The 15,135-nt window shown below is 62.9% G+C and carries 21 protein-coding genes; 6 read left to right on the top strand and 15 right to left on the bottom strand.

What is annotated here, in order from left to right; translation table 11 throughout:
• Positions 1–99: 99 nt before the first annotated feature.
• From DPM12_RS17495 to DPM12_RS17430, 14 genes are all read right to left on the bottom strand, one after another.
• A complete protein-coding gene (locus DPM12_RS17495) occupies positions 100–492 on the bottom strand; it encodes a hypothetical protein (protein WP_112259639.1) in 393 nt (130 codons plus the stop codon).
• Positions 489–983: a hypothetical protein gene (locus tag DPM12_RS17490; protein WP_123788263.1), complete on the bottom strand. Its 495-nt coding sequence runs from the start codon at positions 981–983 to the stop codon at positions 489–491. Before DPM12_RS17490 ends, DPM12_RS17495 begins: the two co-directional genes overlap by 4 nt.
• Complete coding sequence (locus tag DPM12_RS22840) at positions 980–1,198, bottom strand: hypothetical protein (RefSeq protein WP_123788261.1); 219 nt, start codon at positions 1,196–1,198, stop codon at positions 980–982. The genes DPM12_RS17490 and DPM12_RS22840 overlap by 4 nt, the downstream gene beginning before the upstream one ends.
• Positions 1,192–1,377, bottom strand: a complete 186-nt coding sequence (locus DPM12_RS17485; protein WP_112259637.1) for a hypothetical protein — start codon at positions 1,375–1,377, stop codon at positions 1,192–1,194. The genes DPM12_RS22840 and DPM12_RS17485 overlap by 7 nt, the downstream gene beginning before the upstream one ends.
• A gap of 217 nt (positions 1,378–1,594) precedes the next feature.
• Complete coding sequence (locus DPM12_RS17475; RefSeq protein ID WP_112259636.1) at positions 1,595–2,236, bottom strand: PD-(D/E)XK nuclease family protein; 642 nt, start codon at positions 2,234–2,236, stop codon at positions 1,595–1,597.
• Positions 2,236–2,730 (bottom strand): hypothetical protein, encoded by a 495-nt coding sequence (locus DPM12_RS17470; RefSeq protein WP_123788259.1) that lies wholly within the window; start codon positions 2,728–2,730, stop codon positions 2,236–2,238. The genes DPM12_RS17475 and DPM12_RS17470 overlap by 1 nt, the downstream gene beginning before the upstream one ends.
• Positions 2,714–3,022 carry a hypothetical protein gene (locus tag DPM12_RS17465; RefSeq protein ID WP_112259634.1) on the bottom strand — a complete coding sequence of 103 codons (309 nt, stop codon included), beginning with the start codon at positions 3,020–3,022 and terminating at the stop codon, positions 2,714–2,716. Before DPM12_RS17465 ends, DPM12_RS17470 begins: the two co-directional genes overlap by 17 nt.
• Before the next feature lie 531 nt (positions 3,023–3,553).
• The gene (locus tag DPM12_RS22835; protein WP_123788257.1) at positions 3,554–3,766 is read right to left on the bottom strand and encodes a hypothetical protein; all 213 of its coding nucleotides are present in this window, start codon (positions 3,764–3,766) and stop codon (positions 3,554–3,556) included.
• Positions 3,767–4,170: 404 nt separating this feature from the next.
• On the bottom strand, positions 4,171–4,371 hold the full coding sequence (locus DPM12_RS17455; RefSeq protein ID WP_112259632.1) for a PD-(D/E)XK nuclease family protein: 201 nt from the start codon (positions 4,369–4,371) through the stop codon (positions 4,171–4,173).
• 601 nt (positions 4,372–4,972) lie between these two features.
• The gene (locus tag DPM12_RS17450; protein WP_112259631.1) at positions 4,973–5,401 is read right to left on the bottom strand and encodes a hypothetical protein; all 429 of its coding nucleotides are present in this window, start codon (positions 5,399–5,401) and stop codon (positions 4,973–4,975) included.
• A gap of 98 nt (positions 5,402–5,499) precedes the next feature.
• On the bottom strand, positions 5,500–6,963 hold the full coding sequence (locus tag DPM12_RS17445; protein WP_112259630.1) for a glycoside hydrolase family 2 protein: 1,464 nt from the start codon (positions 6,961–6,963) through the stop codon (positions 5,500–5,502).
• Complete coding sequence (locus tag DPM12_RS17440; RefSeq protein ID WP_112259629.1) at positions 6,960–7,811, bottom strand: NPCBM/NEW2 domain-containing protein; 852 nt, start codon at positions 7,809–7,811, stop codon at positions 6,960–6,962. Before DPM12_RS17440 ends, DPM12_RS17445 begins: the two co-directional genes overlap by 4 nt.
• Before the next feature lie 213 nt (positions 7,812–8,024).
• The gene (locus DPM12_RS17435) at positions 8,025–8,750 is read right to left on the bottom strand and encodes a Crp/Fnr family transcriptional regulator (RefSeq protein WP_164465284.1); all 726 of its coding nucleotides are present in this window, start codon (positions 8,748–8,750) and stop codon (positions 8,025–8,027) included.
• A 142-nt stretch (positions 8,751–8,892) separates the two neighbouring features.
• Positions 8,893–9,195 (bottom strand): GNAT family N-acetyltransferase, encoded by a 303-nt coding sequence (locus DPM12_RS17430; RefSeq protein ID WP_112259687.1) that lies wholly within the window; start codon positions 9,193–9,195, stop codon positions 8,893–8,895.
• Between the two features lie 152 nt (positions 9,196–9,347).
• Between DPM12_RS17430 and DPM12_RS17425 the strand changes: the two genes are divergently transcribed.
• From DPM12_RS17425 to DPM12_RS17405, 5 genes are all read left to right on the top strand, one after another.
• Positions 9,348–10,202: an LLM class flavin-dependent oxidoreductase gene (locus DPM12_RS17425; protein WP_112259628.1), complete on the top strand. Its 855-nt coding sequence runs from the start codon at positions 9,348–9,350 to the stop codon at positions 10,200–10,202.
• A gap of 137 nt (positions 10,203–10,339) precedes the next feature.
• Positions 10,340–12,016, top strand: coding sequence for a serine/threonine-protein kinase (locus DPM12_RS17420; protein ID WP_112259627.1), 1,677 nt, complete (start codon positions 10,340–10,342; stop codon positions 12,014–12,016).
• 121 nt (positions 12,017–12,137) lie between these two features.
• Entirely contained in the window at positions 12,138–12,680 is a 543-nt protein-coding gene (locus DPM12_RS17415; RefSeq protein WP_112259626.1) for a hypothetical protein, read from the top strand.
• Entirely contained in the window at positions 12,661–13,152 is a 492-nt protein-coding gene (locus DPM12_RS17410) for a hypothetical protein (RefSeq protein ID WP_112259625.1), read from the top strand. The genes DPM12_RS17415 and DPM12_RS17410 overlap by 20 nt, the downstream gene beginning before the upstream one ends.
• A 73-nt stretch (positions 13,153–13,225) precedes the next feature.
• The gene (locus DPM12_RS17405; protein ID WP_112259624.1) at positions 13,226–13,792 is read left to right on the top strand and encodes a dihydrofolate reductase family protein; all 567 of its coding nucleotides are present in this window, start codon (positions 13,226–13,228) and stop codon (positions 13,790–13,792) included.
• Between the two features lie 111 nt (positions 13,793–13,903).
• On the opposite strand, the gene DPM12_RS17400 is transcribed toward DPM12_RS17405, so the two are convergent.
• Positions 13,904–14,581, bottom strand: coding sequence for a TetR/AcrR family transcriptional regulator C-terminal domain-containing protein (locus tag DPM12_RS17400; RefSeq protein ID WP_112259623.1), 678 nt, complete (start codon positions 14,579–14,581; stop codon positions 13,904–13,906).
• 72 nt (positions 14,582–14,653) lie between these two features.
• Between DPM12_RS17400 and DPM12_RS17395 the strand changes: the two genes are divergently transcribed.
• A complete protein-coding gene (locus DPM12_RS17395; RefSeq protein WP_112259622.1) occupies positions 14,654–15,118 on the top strand; it encodes a nitroreductase/quinone reductase family protein in 465 nt (154 codons plus the stop codon).
• Positions 15,119–15,135: the final 17 nt, after the last annotated feature.

The raw sequence follows: 15,135 nt of genomic DNA, 5'->3' as shown, positions 1-15,135 counted from the left end.
GGCGCGAAAGCTCACCTTCAATCGTCTTCAACCTTTCCCGCAGGTCGCCCCCGTGGGAACAGCCCACATATCGGACTTCTGCTGCACGCTTGCGTCGCATTACTGCTCCCACGGCGGAATATCGTCGTCGTCATCGTCAGATGACGCGACCGCACCGCCGTTGGCGATCTCGATGTCCTGGTCAGTGGGGTCCTTCAACCACCACGACTCGGGGCTACCCTCAGAAGCCCGCTCCTTGACCAGGCGACCGAGCACTTGTTCGCCCACCTTAGAGCGAAGCTGGCGGGCCAAAGCGCTGCCCATTAATTTGGCACGAGTGAACGTTTCGCCGGTTTCAAACACAGTCACGTTCCCATACGTGACAGGCTTCTCGCCGTACTTTCCATCTTCCTTGGTCACCTCAAGCACCTCAACACCCAAAAGCTCACCTCGATGCTCGTCATTCTTAAAGAACGACGTGGGCGCTGCCGATCCTGGCTTCTTCCAGTTCATGCGATCTCCAGCTCCTCACGGCGCTTACGCGCCAGCTCTGTGTGCTCGTTTGTCCAGCGAGCCTTATTCAGCCTGTACAGGGTCTTAAGCGCATCGCCATCAGCGGCAGATGCGATCTTCGCTTCAAGAGAATTCGACACCTCAGAGGGCTCCTGGACCTCCGTTTCTTCAAAAGCCTTTTTCGGAGCGGTCTTCTTGGGTGGCGCCTTCTTCGCAGGCTTGGTGCTCTTGGGCTTCTCGGCCTTTGGCTCCGAGTTGTCCTTCTGGACAAACTCCGGAGGATCGGTCAATTCCTCAGCGGCAGCGAACAGTCCGCGATATCCTCGCGATGTTTCCACCACTAGCTCTAGCAGCGATCCGCCCTGAGGGCCGGATCGTGCCTCACGCAAAAGCTCGTTCACTTCTTCTGCGCTTTCGCCACCAATCACGATCCACGGGGCGTCATAACCGGTTCCCGCCTTGAGGGTGACATTCACCTTGTGATCACTCATGCTGCCGCCCTGGGGTTGTAGGTAAGCGCCACGCCACTCATGCCTTCGCGAATCTTGGCCTGATACTCCTCATCGCTCACATCCAGCGTAAAATAATTTGGCGCGAAACCCTCGCCAATTAGTACGCTTAGCAGCGCCGCCGCGTCTTCCGAATCCATGACAGGCACTTCCAGGCGAAATACCTTTGAATTTCGTTCCTGCTCTTTGCTCACCATGAAACCTCCACCACTGCTTGATTGATCAGGTCCAGAACACGCTCCGCGTCTTCTTCCCCTAGCTCCACACCGTCAGGAGCGTACTCATCAAACAACTCGAACAAGCTGATATACTCAACATCCTTACCATGGTCGCGAATCACAAATCGCGCATACTCCATAAGTTCGTTTTCGGTCATTACTCACGCTCCAAAAGCTTTGCTCGCACAAAACAATCCTTCGCCTCCAACAACTTCCGCAGTCCCGCTGTAAGCTCTGGGATGTCATCCACAATTCAATCCAAGATTTCGGTCTTGGCAGTCCACATGACCTCCGACACATCTTTTAGGTCTGGCGAAAGATGTGAATATTCAAAGAACTGCTCGATTGCCTCAACGCTGTGATGTCGTGCTATCTCTACTTCTTTCCTTCCACACAATGCTTAGCCACCGTGCACGTGTTACACAGGCTTGATGGCACGGTGAAAAACACCTGATTGTCGATACCCTTTTGAATTTCTTGGCTTTCACGCTTCAAGTATTCGACCGAAAACCGTTCCTCGCTTAGGTCAACCATCACCTGCTTTTCTGGATCCCTGCGTAACATCAGGTACATGCCCCAGCGCGGCCGAACGCCGTACTCTTCCTCAATGGCGCACGCATACTCGCCGAGCTGGCGTTCGTTTGGGTAACTTGAGCCACTCTTGATGTCGACAACAATCAACTCACCGGTGTAAGGATGAACATATATCCGGTCGATAAATCCATAAAATGCTTTGTCTTCAATCCACGGAACCTTGTACTCCAACTCGATAGCCCTCTGCCCATCTGGGGTGACCCAGATGGGCCATCCTTTGGCCTTTCTCCACTCCGCGAAACGCTGAAGCATTGCCGGACCATGCGTGGTCCACCAATCAATGCTTTCCTTGTCAGGCCACTCCTTAGTGGCCTTCCCGGTGTGGATCCATTCTTCGAGCGGGAAGTCGGTCTTTTTCAGTTCCTCTTGCAAATGACGGTCGAACCACTCACCGAAAAGCTCTTGAGTTTCCGTCTCCTGCATCACAACCCCGAATACGGATTTCGAATTACGTTGTCATCAAAACCGTCACTTTCGCAAAACCGATACCCACTCTTAAAGCCCTCACCCCACGCCTTCTCGGCCATATCTGCACTCTTCTCAGCCACATAAGCGTTGATGGTAGGGAGGAGGGCGTCGATCATATGCAACGCCCACTTATGCGCCTCCTCGTCTCCCGGATAGTCACCAGGAGTATCAAGCAAACGCCTTGCCAGCGCCTCTCGCAGCTCACCCTGAACAATCGGTGCAGTGAGCAAATCAGCATCCGGTCGCGCTGCCTGCACAGCCTCCATCAAGTCATCCTGGTTGAAAAACCCCACAGTCCTGGCATCGCCGTACCCCATCGGGCCGAGGGCCACGCGAAGTTCATTGTTTTGAGTTGACCCCAAGAACAAATCGTAGAATCCATAACGGCCGTGCACCTGAACAACGCCGTCATGCCTAATTTCCCAATTACGTTCAGTTGGTGTCATCATCGACCTTTCCCCAGTTGGTCACATAGCGGCGCATTGGAGCCTGACTGCAACATGCATCCGAAAACAATTCAGCCTCTTCCCGCGAGCTAAATGTTCCCCGCCATTCCTCGGGCTCGCCCATCAAATCTGTGGTCACCCACTCCTCGCGCATCTCTGGCCACAACAGGCCAGCGTCGGCGAGCGCCCGGACGACCTCCTCGATCGTGAGACCGTCGCCCATCGCCCAGCCATCGCCGATCGGGTCCAGGCGCTGGTAAGCCGCCTCGATCGCACCTTCAGTTGGCGTGGTCATCAGGCCTCCTCAAAAAGCTCTGGCTTGCATCGCCAACACGCCTCACCGTCAGGGCCGCCGCATGTTGCCCTGGCCACTAGCCCCCACCACTCGCGGAGAGCGAAGGTGAAGCGCCCGCAGATATCACACTTCACGGCTGCCACCCAATCCCACGGCGTAACTGCGGATGCGGGCTGCCTTAACGTCTAGCCACCGGTCAGGCGAGTAAGAGGTTTCCGGGTCTTCCGGGTCTCTGAGGTTCCAATGACCCGGACTCTTGTGTGCACGCATACCTTTAGCCGCTTCTTCCAGGGCCTTGGCACGCTCGCGGGCGCGGTCCCGGCGGAGCCACTCACTAGCGAGAATGGCCTCAGCCAGCTCATCAAGGTCGCTCATCGCTTACCTCCCATGATCTCTGAAGAGCCGAAACCACCGCGTAACCTAACGACTTGCCAGTTGCTTGCTCTTGTTCGAGGTGGATCTTCGATACCGGACCCAAATAATGGCCCCCAAGATAGATATGGATAATTTCTTCATCCGGATTGCTGCTCATCACTCAACTCGCTGAATTCGATACGGTGCTCCCGCTCGCTGAGCTTCGCGGCGAAAATCGTCAGCCATTGCCCAGACACCACGCGGCCACAGAATCAACAACTGACCATCAGACTCGTGGACGCTTCCCCAGGTGTTCGGAAACCCCAAAAGCGGATTCTCCACGTTGTCACCTTCACGAAGCTCGTGAAAATCAGCTTGTAGCGTGATCATCCTCCACCCTCCGCTCAATCTCCCACTTCAAGCCATTAGCTTCCATAGCGTTCTCGAAATCCTCGGCGTACTCCCACGGAGCACCTCGCTGGATAAACAATGATGTCCGGCCATCCGGTAACCCGTCCCACAGAATGACCGGCTCACCGTCCTCCTTTTCGACCACTTCACCCCAAACATCACGCGCGTCGGCGAACATGTGTGGGTGACGTACTCGATCACCACGAAGCAGAACCCAATAACCAGGTCCAAGCCGAGTAGCTAGCTTTCCCACGGCCACAAGATCTCCAATCGCTTAGGCCCCCACCGCCCTGTGCAGTGGGCGCAGGCATAACTTGGAAGCTCCCAGTGCTCACACCAATCCTCAGAAGCAAACCCCTGAGGTGGCGGCATTTCCGCCGCCGTCACGAGTTGACCTCTTCACACCACAGCTCCTTGCGGTCAATGACCTCTGTGGCTGAATGGACCGCAGAGCCAGCAGCTCCCGCGATCATCGGGCGCTGCTGTGCCCGTTCGACGTAGCGCAACTGGTATTTGCGCGGGCACTCTCGGTATGTCTTCAGCGACGACGACGACACGTAATCGCGCTCTGTGCTGTTGGCCATGTTCCTAATGTAACCGTGCGATGCACGGTACGCAAGTATCTAGCCAAAAAGAATCCCCGGCGGCTCGCCGGGGATTCTTACCGGGGTCAAGTCAGGGATAGACCCCGTAATCATGAAAGAACCATTCGCAATACTCATCCCACGTCATGGGCTCCTCATCGAACACTTCATCGAACGGCTCCGCCTGGCTCCCCCGCGATTCATTAGCAGCCACCCTGCATCTCCTTCCACCCTTATTTGCGTTGCCGCGAACGGTATCAGGCCACACAACACAACGCAACAACATCTCACGGTTACAAACTCTATCTGTGACGATTCAAGGGCAAAAGGCCCAGGTCGGACGTTCAAACCTCTTGGTACCTAAACGTTATTGTTGATCATGCAATAAACGTTCAAACAATTTTCGACGAGGATGAAGTTGCACAACGGGCGAAGATATGTTATTTTGCGTCTCGGCCGCCAGGCCGAGACGCAACGTGGTTCATGAACCAAGAACTATGTTTATAAACTAAGTTCTTAGTTTCTAGAAATTTATTCTTAGTTCTAAACACAAAAGACCCACGCCCCCGTAGGGGGGCGTGGGTCTCTATGTTCCTAGTTTCTAGTTAAACCCCACCGTCACTATTGGCAGGGTTGGATGGATCTTGGACTGTGGAACCGTAGACCTTTGAAGTTTCTTGAGTCCCAAGCTTGCCGAGTACGCCCAAACCACTTGCTCTTGACGGCATTCATCTAAGAATTTGTCAACCAAACGTTCATGGCGCTCGCTGAGCTTGACGCCTGCTTCTCGATCAAACGCCCACTTGATGAGCTGAGCCTTGTATCGCCGACGGTCGTCGGCAGACATCTCCCAAGGCAGCGTACGCGCACGCTTGAGCAGACCTAAACGACGCAGATGCCACCGCACCGCCTCGCTGGTGACCTTCTCGCCGGTTTCAGTTTCAATGCGGTCAACCATCTCAGCTACCGACAGGCCCTCGGCGTGCCACTGTTGTAGCACCCAATCTTCCGGGACCGTGCGTTCGCGCATTTTTCCTCCCCTTCGTGGTGAGTCTGCAACCATTGTTGCGCACCGTGCGATGCATGGCAAGGGCAGGCGTTGACACGGCTGACAAAACACCATAGGGTCTAACATCGTAGCTGTTCGCAAAGCATGCGGTTGTTGTAGGCGAACACATCGTGCTGGAAGTCGTTGAGCGAGTACAGCCACCCGACCATCGCCCCGGATGTCTGCCGGGAATCGTCCAGCGTCTTTGCCGCCTCCTCGGCGCGGGCGTAGAAATCCGGGAAATTGCCCGACTCGTTGATCCGCACACCCCAGAGGATCACCGACGGCCGGTTGCGGTTACGGCGGACCATCACCTCGACATCCCGGACTGCCAGATCCCGCCATGCCTCGTCACCGACGTATTGCCATCCGGGTATCTCCTCGAATACGAGCATGCCCAGCTCGTCGCACGCGTCCATGAAGGCAGCCGACTGGGGATAGTGGGCACAGCGGACCGCGTTGCAATTGAGCTCGTTGCGGAGCAGTTCGGCGTCGCGGCGCTGCACCCGAGCCGGCATGGCCATCCCGGCATACGGGTAGGTCTGGTGGCGATTCAGACCGAAGAGCTTCACGCGCCGGCCGTTGAGGTAGAAGCCGTCCACCTCGAAGCGCGCCTCGCGGAACCCGATCCGGGTGTCGTACTCGTGCACCGGCTCGTCGCCCACCACCAGGGTCGCGACCACGTCGTAAAGCTGCGGGTCGTCGACGTCCCACAGCCGGATGTCCGGGAGATCATCGAGTGTGGCGGAGACGGTGGCCCGGCCCGGTTCGGGCAGCTCGACATCGGTGGACGTGCGGGCGAGCTCGTCATCTCCGTCCATGAGCCGGATGTCGAGCCGCGCGGGTTCGGTGAGGGGTACCGAGCCGTCCAGCGTGCCCTCGATCTCGACGCGTCGTTCTGCGGAGAGGACGTCCACGGGCTTGGCGAACATGTCGTCGATGAATACGCGCGGGACCACCCGGAGGGTCACGTCGCGATAGAGGCCACCCGGCTGCAAGTAGTCAACCGTGATGGCGCCGTCGCCGTGTCCCGACGGCGGCACGTCGAGCCATCGCGCATCGACGACCACCGCCAGCAGGTTGTCCCCTTCGCGTACCGCGTCGGTGAGCTCGTAGCTGAACGGCAAGTATCCGCCGAGGTGTTGCTCGAGCTCGGTGCCGTTGATCGTCGGCGTGGCCGCCGTGAGCGCGCCCTCGAAGTCGACGAAGATGCGCCCGTCCACCATGTCACTGGTCAGGTCGATATGCCTGCGATAGATCCACCGGTCTTCCCAGCTCGCGACATCCCAGTTGCGCCACGAGAGGTCTGTCACCGTGTGCGGCAACGTGACCCGTTCGAATCCCGAGTCGTCGAACTCGGGAGCGGTACTGCCGTCGATGTACGTCCCGCCGAACAACCAGTCGGTGGTCAGGGGAACGCGCCGGGCCGCTTGGCCCCGAGGCCGGCCCGATGTGCCTGCCCAGGGGCGTGCGAGCACAGCCGTGGCCGCCAGACCGGCGCCACCTTCGAACAATTGCCGCCGCGAGATTCGGTTTCTGCTCATTGCCCACACTCCAGCCGCGCATCGGCCCAGTTCGCGCCGTCGTTGCCCTGACCATCCGGGGTCGGATCGGCGATGAGATCGAGCTGTTGAATTCCGGTGACGTTGACCGACACGCGCTCCGCAGGAGACGAGCCGGTGATCACCGGGCTTTCGTAGAGCACATCGCCGTCTCCGACGACCCGGAACTGCGCGCTTCCCGCGCCGCCTCGAACGTCGTCGATACCCACGACCGCGGAGAACCGCGTGCAGTTCCCGCCGAGATAGACCCCGACCAGGCTGCGCGCGTTCGTTCCGATTCCCTTCTCGTAGGTGTCGCCGTCAAGCCGGATCGGCCCGCCGTCGCCGGGGTCGAGCTCGCCGTTTGCCGCATCGCGCTCCAGCGGCCCGTATCCGTTCGTGGCCCAGGAGAACTCCATGTCGCTGACGTACACATCGTCTTCTGGTGCGGGTGGAGGTTCGACCGTCACCGCTCGGCTCGCGGTGACGGATCGGCGATCTCCGGGCGGGCCGAACGTTGCCGTGGCGGCCACGTTCATGTCGTACGGCGGCGGCTGGGCGCGTAATGGTGCTGCCCACCGCCAGCGCGACGTGACTGAGCTGCCCCGGCTGACGTTGTCGAACCGGGTGCCGGTGACCGGCGCGAAGATGCCCGGGCCGGCGATGGCGAGCACCACGTCACCGGAGCGCGGCACCTGGAAGGTGACGCTGACCTCGTTCACGAAGTCCGGAATGGACTCCCCGGGCGCGGACCGGGCCGACTCGAACGCGATGTCCCACACCGTCAACGGCGCATCCACCGATTCGGGGGCCTCGATCGTCAAGCCGTCCGCTTCGGTCGCGGCGCTCATGGTGTTGCTCCGATCTCGTGCATGGCGACTCCTCGTGATCGAAGGACTGGTGTCTGAGGTCTTACCATTACTCCCACGATTGGGCAACCGTCGGGCACGAAATCGACATTGCGTTCAGGTCCCCGGTCCCCGGAGCCTCACTTCTTGGCTCTGCGGAACGTCCAGGCCGACGTCCCGGCCTCTGGACGTTCCGCAGAGCCAAGAAGACGCATCTCAGCCAGCCTGATCGGCAAGCTGATCGTAGTCGTAGATAGCGATCACGCCGTTATTGATCTCGATCACGTTGTCATTCTCCAGCTCCTCCAGGACCGCTTTCAGCGACCGGCGGCGGGCACCGAGCATCGCGGCCATGGTGCGCTGGCTCAGCGTGACCCGGCCTCCCTCCGCCTCGTCCAGCAGCAGCCGGGCAACCTGTTCCGGCAACGAGCGCCCCAGCAACGCGAGGATGCGGTCCTGACTGGTCGTCAGCCGAAACGCGACACTCGACATCCAGTACCGCGCGAGCTCCGGGTTCGCCCGCATCAGCAGGTCGAAGCTCGCAGCACTCATGTGAAGGTACGTGACCTCGGTCAATGCCCGCGCGGTGTACGGCATGGCGATGTCCAGGAGCAGCTGGATGTCGCCGTCGACATCGCCGGAACCCAACGTGCACACCACCGACCGGCGCCGCCTGGAGCCCAGGGACAGCTCCACTCGCCCCGCACGCACGAGCCACACCCCACCGCCCTGCTCACCACGCTCGAAGATGACCGTGTCGCGATCCACCGTGCAGGTGTCCAGGGCATCGGCCAGGGCAGCGACGTCAGTGTGACGCAGTGGCGTGCCCTCGCCCCGGCCGACACACCGCGCTGCCCACGCGGCCTGCCGCAGGCTGGCATCGGCTCCGTCTACACCGAACCGGCGAAACGCGCCCCCGAGAACGCCGGCCGGTCTCGGCATACGCCCCATACCCTCATCTTGCCACTGTGAGTAATCTTGTGCCCGGAACGTGACGATGTAGACCACCATCGACGGACCGGCGGAATGCTGCCGGGTGGCGCCGCCGTGCCGTTTCGGTGGAAGGTCGCCCGGGCCAGATCGTTCAGTGCGTGGCGTCGGGAGCGAGCACGTCGCGCTGTTCGGGATGCCGTCGCATGTAGTCCGCCACGAACGTGCATTCGGGAACGACGTGCAGGCCACGCGAGCGGATGTCAGCGAGCACGCCGGAGACGAGACGACTTCCGATCCCCTGCCCTGTGGCCGAGTGCATCACCTCGGTATGCGTCAACACGATCAATCCCGGTTCGGTGCGATAGCGGATCTCGCCGAGCCGCTCACCGTCACGGATCATGTCGTATCGGGACTCTCGCGGGTTATCGCGGATGATGTCGTCACCAGAGGTCATCGAAGCCTCCCACACGGCTATCTCGGTCTGTCGTACAACACCGGCGGCTTCGTATGTAGTCCTTCACAGGTGGAAAGTTTCCGGCGCGACGGCGTGGTGCTCAGCGTCTTACCCTGGCACGTACCCACAGTTTCAGAATCCGTGGAGGCCTCATGGACATCGGCATCGGACTCCCCAACGCGTTGCTCGACGTACGAGGCCCGGAACTCGTGACATGGGCGGAACGCTCCGAACAGGCCGGCTTCTCCGTGCTCGGCACGATCGGCCGGGTCGTGTATCCCTCGCACGAGGAACTGATCGCCCTCGCCGCCGCAGCCGGGGCCACGTCGCGGATCGGCCTCATGACCACCGTGCTGGTCGCGCCACCTCGGCAATCCGTCCTGCTCGCCAAGCAGGCCGCGACTCTCGACGCGATATCCGGCGGGCGCTTCCGGCTGGGACTCGGTATCGGCGGCCGCGATGACGACTGGCAGGTCCTCGGCGTGGAGCCACGGGAGCGAGGCACCCAACTGGAGAGAACCATTCACCTGTGCCGGACGGTCTGGTCCGGCGCTCCCCCTGACGGCACCGCGCCTGTCGGGCCGGCGCCCATCGACCTGCCCATCGTCTTGGGTGGCTATTCCGAGCAGGCATGGCGGCGAGCCGGCCGCATGGCCGACGCGTTCCTCGCCGGTCCGATGCCACCGGAAGCCGTCGCCCACGCATACGAGATCGTGAAAGAGGGCGCCAGCGCAGCTGGACGCACCCCTCCGACGTTGTATGCTGCCCGCTACGTCGCGCTGGGCGAAGACGTCGCCGCCGAGGCTGATCACAACGTCGCGAGCTACTATGGCTTCGGCGGGCCAGATCTCGTCGATACCGTCAAGAACAGCGTCCTGCGCTCGCCTTCCGACGTGGCCGACACCATCAGCGCCCTGGAAGAAGTCGGCGTCGAAGAGCTCTGTCTCTGGCCCACCTCGGCTCATGCCCAGCAGGTGAACCGCATAGCTGAAGCAGCTCTGCGCTGATCGCGATCGCCGGCTCCTCGATCCGGCCAAACCGCCTTCGGCACGGGTGTTCGATGCGGCGGATCCGCCACTGGGTATCGTAGCTGAGCAGAGGCCAAGCGCATGTCAGCACCTGCTGACCGAGGAGGAACATCGTCATGTACGGCTCCGGCGTCCTGTTGGCCGACCGGTATCAGCTGGACGAACAGCTCGGTCGCGGCGGCATGGGCGAGGTGTGGCGCGCCACGGACCAGATACTCGGCCGCACCGTCGCGGTCAAGGTCATGCGTCCCGATCTGGTCGCCCAGTCCGGATTCGCACAACGGTTCCTCGCCGAGGCACGCTCCATGGCCACGGTCAAACATCCCGCGGTGGTCGACATCTACGACTTCCATGGAGATTCGTCCGAAGCGTTTCTGGTGATGGAACTGATCGAGGGCGAGTCGCTGGCACAGCGGATACGGCGAGTCGGGCGGATAGACCCGGCTTCTGCCATGAATCTGATCGCACGCGCTGCCGAGGCACTGCATGCGGCGCACGAGAAGGGCATCGTGCATCGCGACGTCAAGCCCGCCAACTTGCTGGTGACCGACGACGATCACGTCGTGCTGACCGACTTCGGCATCGCCCGCACGGATACGGCCACGCACCTGACAGTCACCGGCCAGGTCATGGGCACGCCGTCCTACCTGGCACCGGAGCAGGTGCTCGGCCGCCAGGCCACCCCCAGCTCCGACGTCTACGCGCTGGGCGTCGTCGCCTACGAGTGCCTGACCGGCAGATTGCCGTTCAGCGGCGAGAACTCGTTCGCGGTCGCCACCCAACGGCTGAACGAGCCTCCGGAGCCGCTCGATCCCGATGTGCCACCCGACGTCGCCACCGTCGTGCAGCGGGCACTGGCGGCAGAGCCAGATCACCGGTGGCGCTCCGCTCGCGATCTCGCCGAAGCCGCTCGGGCACCGGCCGCCCAGATGCAGCCGCAGAACGCGCTGCCGCAAAACGCGTTGCCGCAGAACGCCACGGCGGTCACCATCGCGGGTCCGGATGCCATGCCCACCCAGCACGTGCGGCCACCTGGAGGCTATCCACCCGCTGCCCCACCTCAGGTCCCGCCCAACGCCCCGACGGCTCGCGCGACCAGGCCCGCCACCAGGCAGGAGTATCCTCCTCCGCCCACCGCGGCGACGATGCGGGTCCAGCCGGATCCGCAGCCGGTGCGCCCTTCTCGCCGCCAGCCACCGACCACGGTCCAGCCGGCCTCGGAGCACGCCGCTCCTCCCCGGCACGAGCCGGCAGCGACCCGATCCCCGGACGAGCCGCGGCGACAGCGCCGGCCGCGAAGCTTGATCGTCGCCTGCGTGCTGCTCGCCGTGGCCTCGCTCGGTCTCCTGCTCTACGTCGGCGTGCTGTCATCCGTACGGGCGGACGTCGTCGACGTCGTTCGTGATCGGCTGGATCTCGACTACGAGATCGTCTTGAACGCCGTGCCGGTAGCCGCATGGCTGGTCACGGCGCTGTACGGGTTCCTGGCACTGATGCTCCTGCTGCTCGCGGTGCCGGTCGGGATAGGTAGCCGGGAGGCCCGCCGGTGGGCCTACAGGTTCGGCCTCATCACGTTGCTCGGCGCCGCTCCCCTGGGCGTCGTCGCCGCGATCCAGTTCAACCGGCTCGAACCCGGTTCCGGCTTCTGGGGCGCGTTGCTCGACGCTGTCCCGTCGTCCGCGATACAGAACGTGCTGGTCGCCGGGATCATTACGATGATCGTGCTCCTCGTCGCACTGGTTCTCCTGGCGACACGGCCGGTCAACGACTACATCGCAACTCGCCGCCGCTAGCGCGCCCACCCAGGACATCGAGGCGTGAGCCCGGTCACCAGACCGGGCAAAAGTGGCGATTCGTGCGCCCGATGCGTCACGCTGAACTCACACGCGTGGTCTGAAACGAGCGGGGGATCTGATGGGCTCTGCGAGCGGGGTGTCCGCGACGCCGACCCGGAAACGGCGCCGGGAGGGCCAGCCGTGGTATTCCCGCGCTGGCGTCCCGCTCGCGGCTGCGCTGGCCGCCACCGCTGGCCTGGTCTCGCTGGTGATCGGTGTCGTGATGCTGTCCGGGCACTCTGGTACCCGCGACGACGTGTCCGCCATCGACGCCGAAGCCGCCGACGTCGAAGAGAGAACGGCCGACCTCCGGAACGAAGCAGCGGAGCTGCGGGGCCGGATCACGACGCTGCCGGACGTGATGACGGAACTGGACCGCGGTACCGCTGACTTTCTCGCGGCCGTCGAGAGCCAGGCGCAGCTGTGGAACTCCCTGGGCGACTGCCTGACGTCGGCGCCCGACGTCGTTCCCGATCCCGAGCTGGCGGCCTGCTTCGAGGAACATCTCGACGCTTTCGAGGCCGGTACGCGCGCGGAGACAGGAGCCGTCGAGCGGCTGCGGGACGGACTCGACCAGGCAGAGGAAGCCGTGGAGGTGGCCGATGACGCCCGTGGCCAGTGATCGGCGCGCCGTCCTGCTGACGCGTCGCCGCGCCCTCCTCGCAGCTGTCGCCATGCTCGTCGTCGGGGCCGTGGTACTCCTCCTCGGGTTCCGCGCAGCGGACGAGGAACGAGCCGCGGCCGAGGAGCGGCTAGATGCGGCGCGGACCGATCTCGAATACGCGGTCACCGACCGGCGCGCCGCCGCCTTCGAGCTCGGGATTGCCGTCGATCTTGCCATGCCCACGATCTCGCAAGCGCGCGATGTCGTGCCCCTCGCCGAGGAGCTGCGCGACCGGGACGCGCGCATCCTCGAACTCATCACCGAGATGCGCGACGCCGAGGCCGAGGGAGAGGCTGAAGCCCTGAACGCTGCGAGCGCGGAGCTGTCGGACGAGGTCGATGACCTCAACGAGGCACTCGACGATCTACGCGACGCGATGGACCTCGACGGGGACGATGGCTCCCGTAGGGCGACCGTAAGGAAACGGTAAGGCCCGCCCGGCACTGTGGAATCACACGCCGGCGGCACGGGGCCGCCAGCACGGACCACAGGGAGCACCGATCATGCGCAAGCTCATCGAATCCACCTTCGTGTCGCTGGACGGCATCATCGACGACACCCGTCCCTCCACCGCGTCCCGCGCCGAACCACACCACTGGGGTCACCCCTACTGGGACGAGGACCACGGCAACTACGCCACCAACCTCGTACACTCCGCCGACGCCTTCCTGCTCGGCCGGGTGACTTACGAGGGATTCGCCGAGGCATGGTCCACGCGCTCCGGGCCCGAGGCGGACATGTTCAACACCATGCCCAAGTACGTCGCCTCCCGCACGCTGACCGAAACCACCTGGAACGCCACCCTCATCCAGGGCGACGTCGCCGAAGAAGTCGCCCGGCTCAAGGAACAACCCGGCAAGAACATCCTCAAGTGGGGTACCGGCGAGCTCGACCGCACTCTTATCGACCACGGGCTCATCGACGAGTTCCACTTCTGGTACTTCCCCGTGATCGTCGGAGCCGGCAAGCACCTGTTCGAAAACACCGGACTCGACACCACCCATCTCCAGCTGGCCGATATCAACCGATTCGACTCCGGCATCGCCGTCCACGTGTATACCCCGAAATAGACCGACCCCCTCAGGCCCGGTCCCCGCTCACCAGGGATCGGGCCTGCCGGTATGCTCCACCGGCTCATCTCGCACGAACGGGACCCGGTCGCGCCGGGCAGGCGGGGAGTATCAGCCCGTGCGCCGAGCGGTCGCCTCGATGCCCGCGAGGAGCAGGTCGAGGCCGAACGCGAAATAACCTTCGGGGTCTTCGCACTCGCTCAGGGGTACCGCCGCTTCCACGAGCCGCGGGTAGCGCTCCGGGGGCAAGGACTCCAGGAAGACCCGCGCGCGCCGCTGGGCGTCCTCCGATTCCTCCCCCAGAGCCGATCCGGGCATCGCGCTGACGAGGTTGGTGAGAGTGCTCAGCGCGTGCCGGGCGACCTGGGTCGCCTCTGTCGGCGAGAATCCGCCGCGCCGCAGGATGTCGAGCAGCGTTTCGGTAATGCGAAGGCTGCTCTCCGAGGTCGCGCTGCGGGTCGAGAGCAGCGGCGCGGTCGAGGGGTGCGAGCGCAGCACGTCGAGCATCGAACCCAGGAGCGTCCTTAATTGCTCGGGCCACGGGTCGGACGTCCGCACGGTCGGGTCGATCTTCTCGAAGATCCGGTCGACCATGCCGTCCAGCAGGTCGTCCTTGTTGCGGAAATGCCAGTAGAGAGCCATGGGCGTCACGCCCAGGTCCGTGGCCAATCGCCGGATCGTGACCGCTCCCAGCCCCTCCGAGTCCGCGAGCGAGAGCGCGGCCTCGATCACCGTGCGCGGGGTGAGGGACGTCTTGCCGGTGTCTGCCATGCGTTCTCGTCGCTCCATCGCCTCGTGATTGTACGCCGTACAGGATTCATGTACAGTGTACATGTACGTTGTATAGGAGGAAGGGTGACAATGAGCCTGAAGAAGTGGTTCTACCGCGACGGGCGTCCCAACCGGGTGGCGCGCGTCCTCGACCGATGGACAGCTGCGCTCTATGCTCGCGGGATCGCCCCGGACCGCCTCGTCGAACTCGAGGTGCCGGGGCGGCGATCCGGCGCGACCGTCACATTGCCGCTGGTCATGACCGTCGTCGAGGACGAGCGCTATCTCGTTTCCATGCTCGGCGAGACGACGAACTGGGTGCGCAACGTGCGAGCCGCGAACGGCGCGGCCGCCATCCGCCACGGCCGCCGCGAGGAGGTCTGCCTCGAAGAGGTGGCACCGGAACGCCGGGCACCGGTGCTCAAGGCCTATCTGAGCCGAGCACCCAACGCGAGAGTGCACGTGCCCGTGGCCAAAGACGCACCGCTGGCCGAGTTCGAGCGCGTGTCACCGGAGTTTCCCGTATTCCGCGTCCTGCCCAGGAACGGTGCCTGATGGCCGTACGGAGGGTA

This window comes from Phytoactinopolyspora halophila (genome assembly GCF_003287285.1).
In the GTDB taxonomy this organism is placed as follows: Bacteria; Actinomycetota; Actinomycetes; order Jiangellales; family Jiangellaceae; genus Phytoactinopolyspora_A; species Phytoactinopolyspora_A halophila.
The sequence above is the reverse complement of the archived record's forward strand: the minus strand, read 5'-3'. Positions and strand labels throughout refer to the sequence as shown.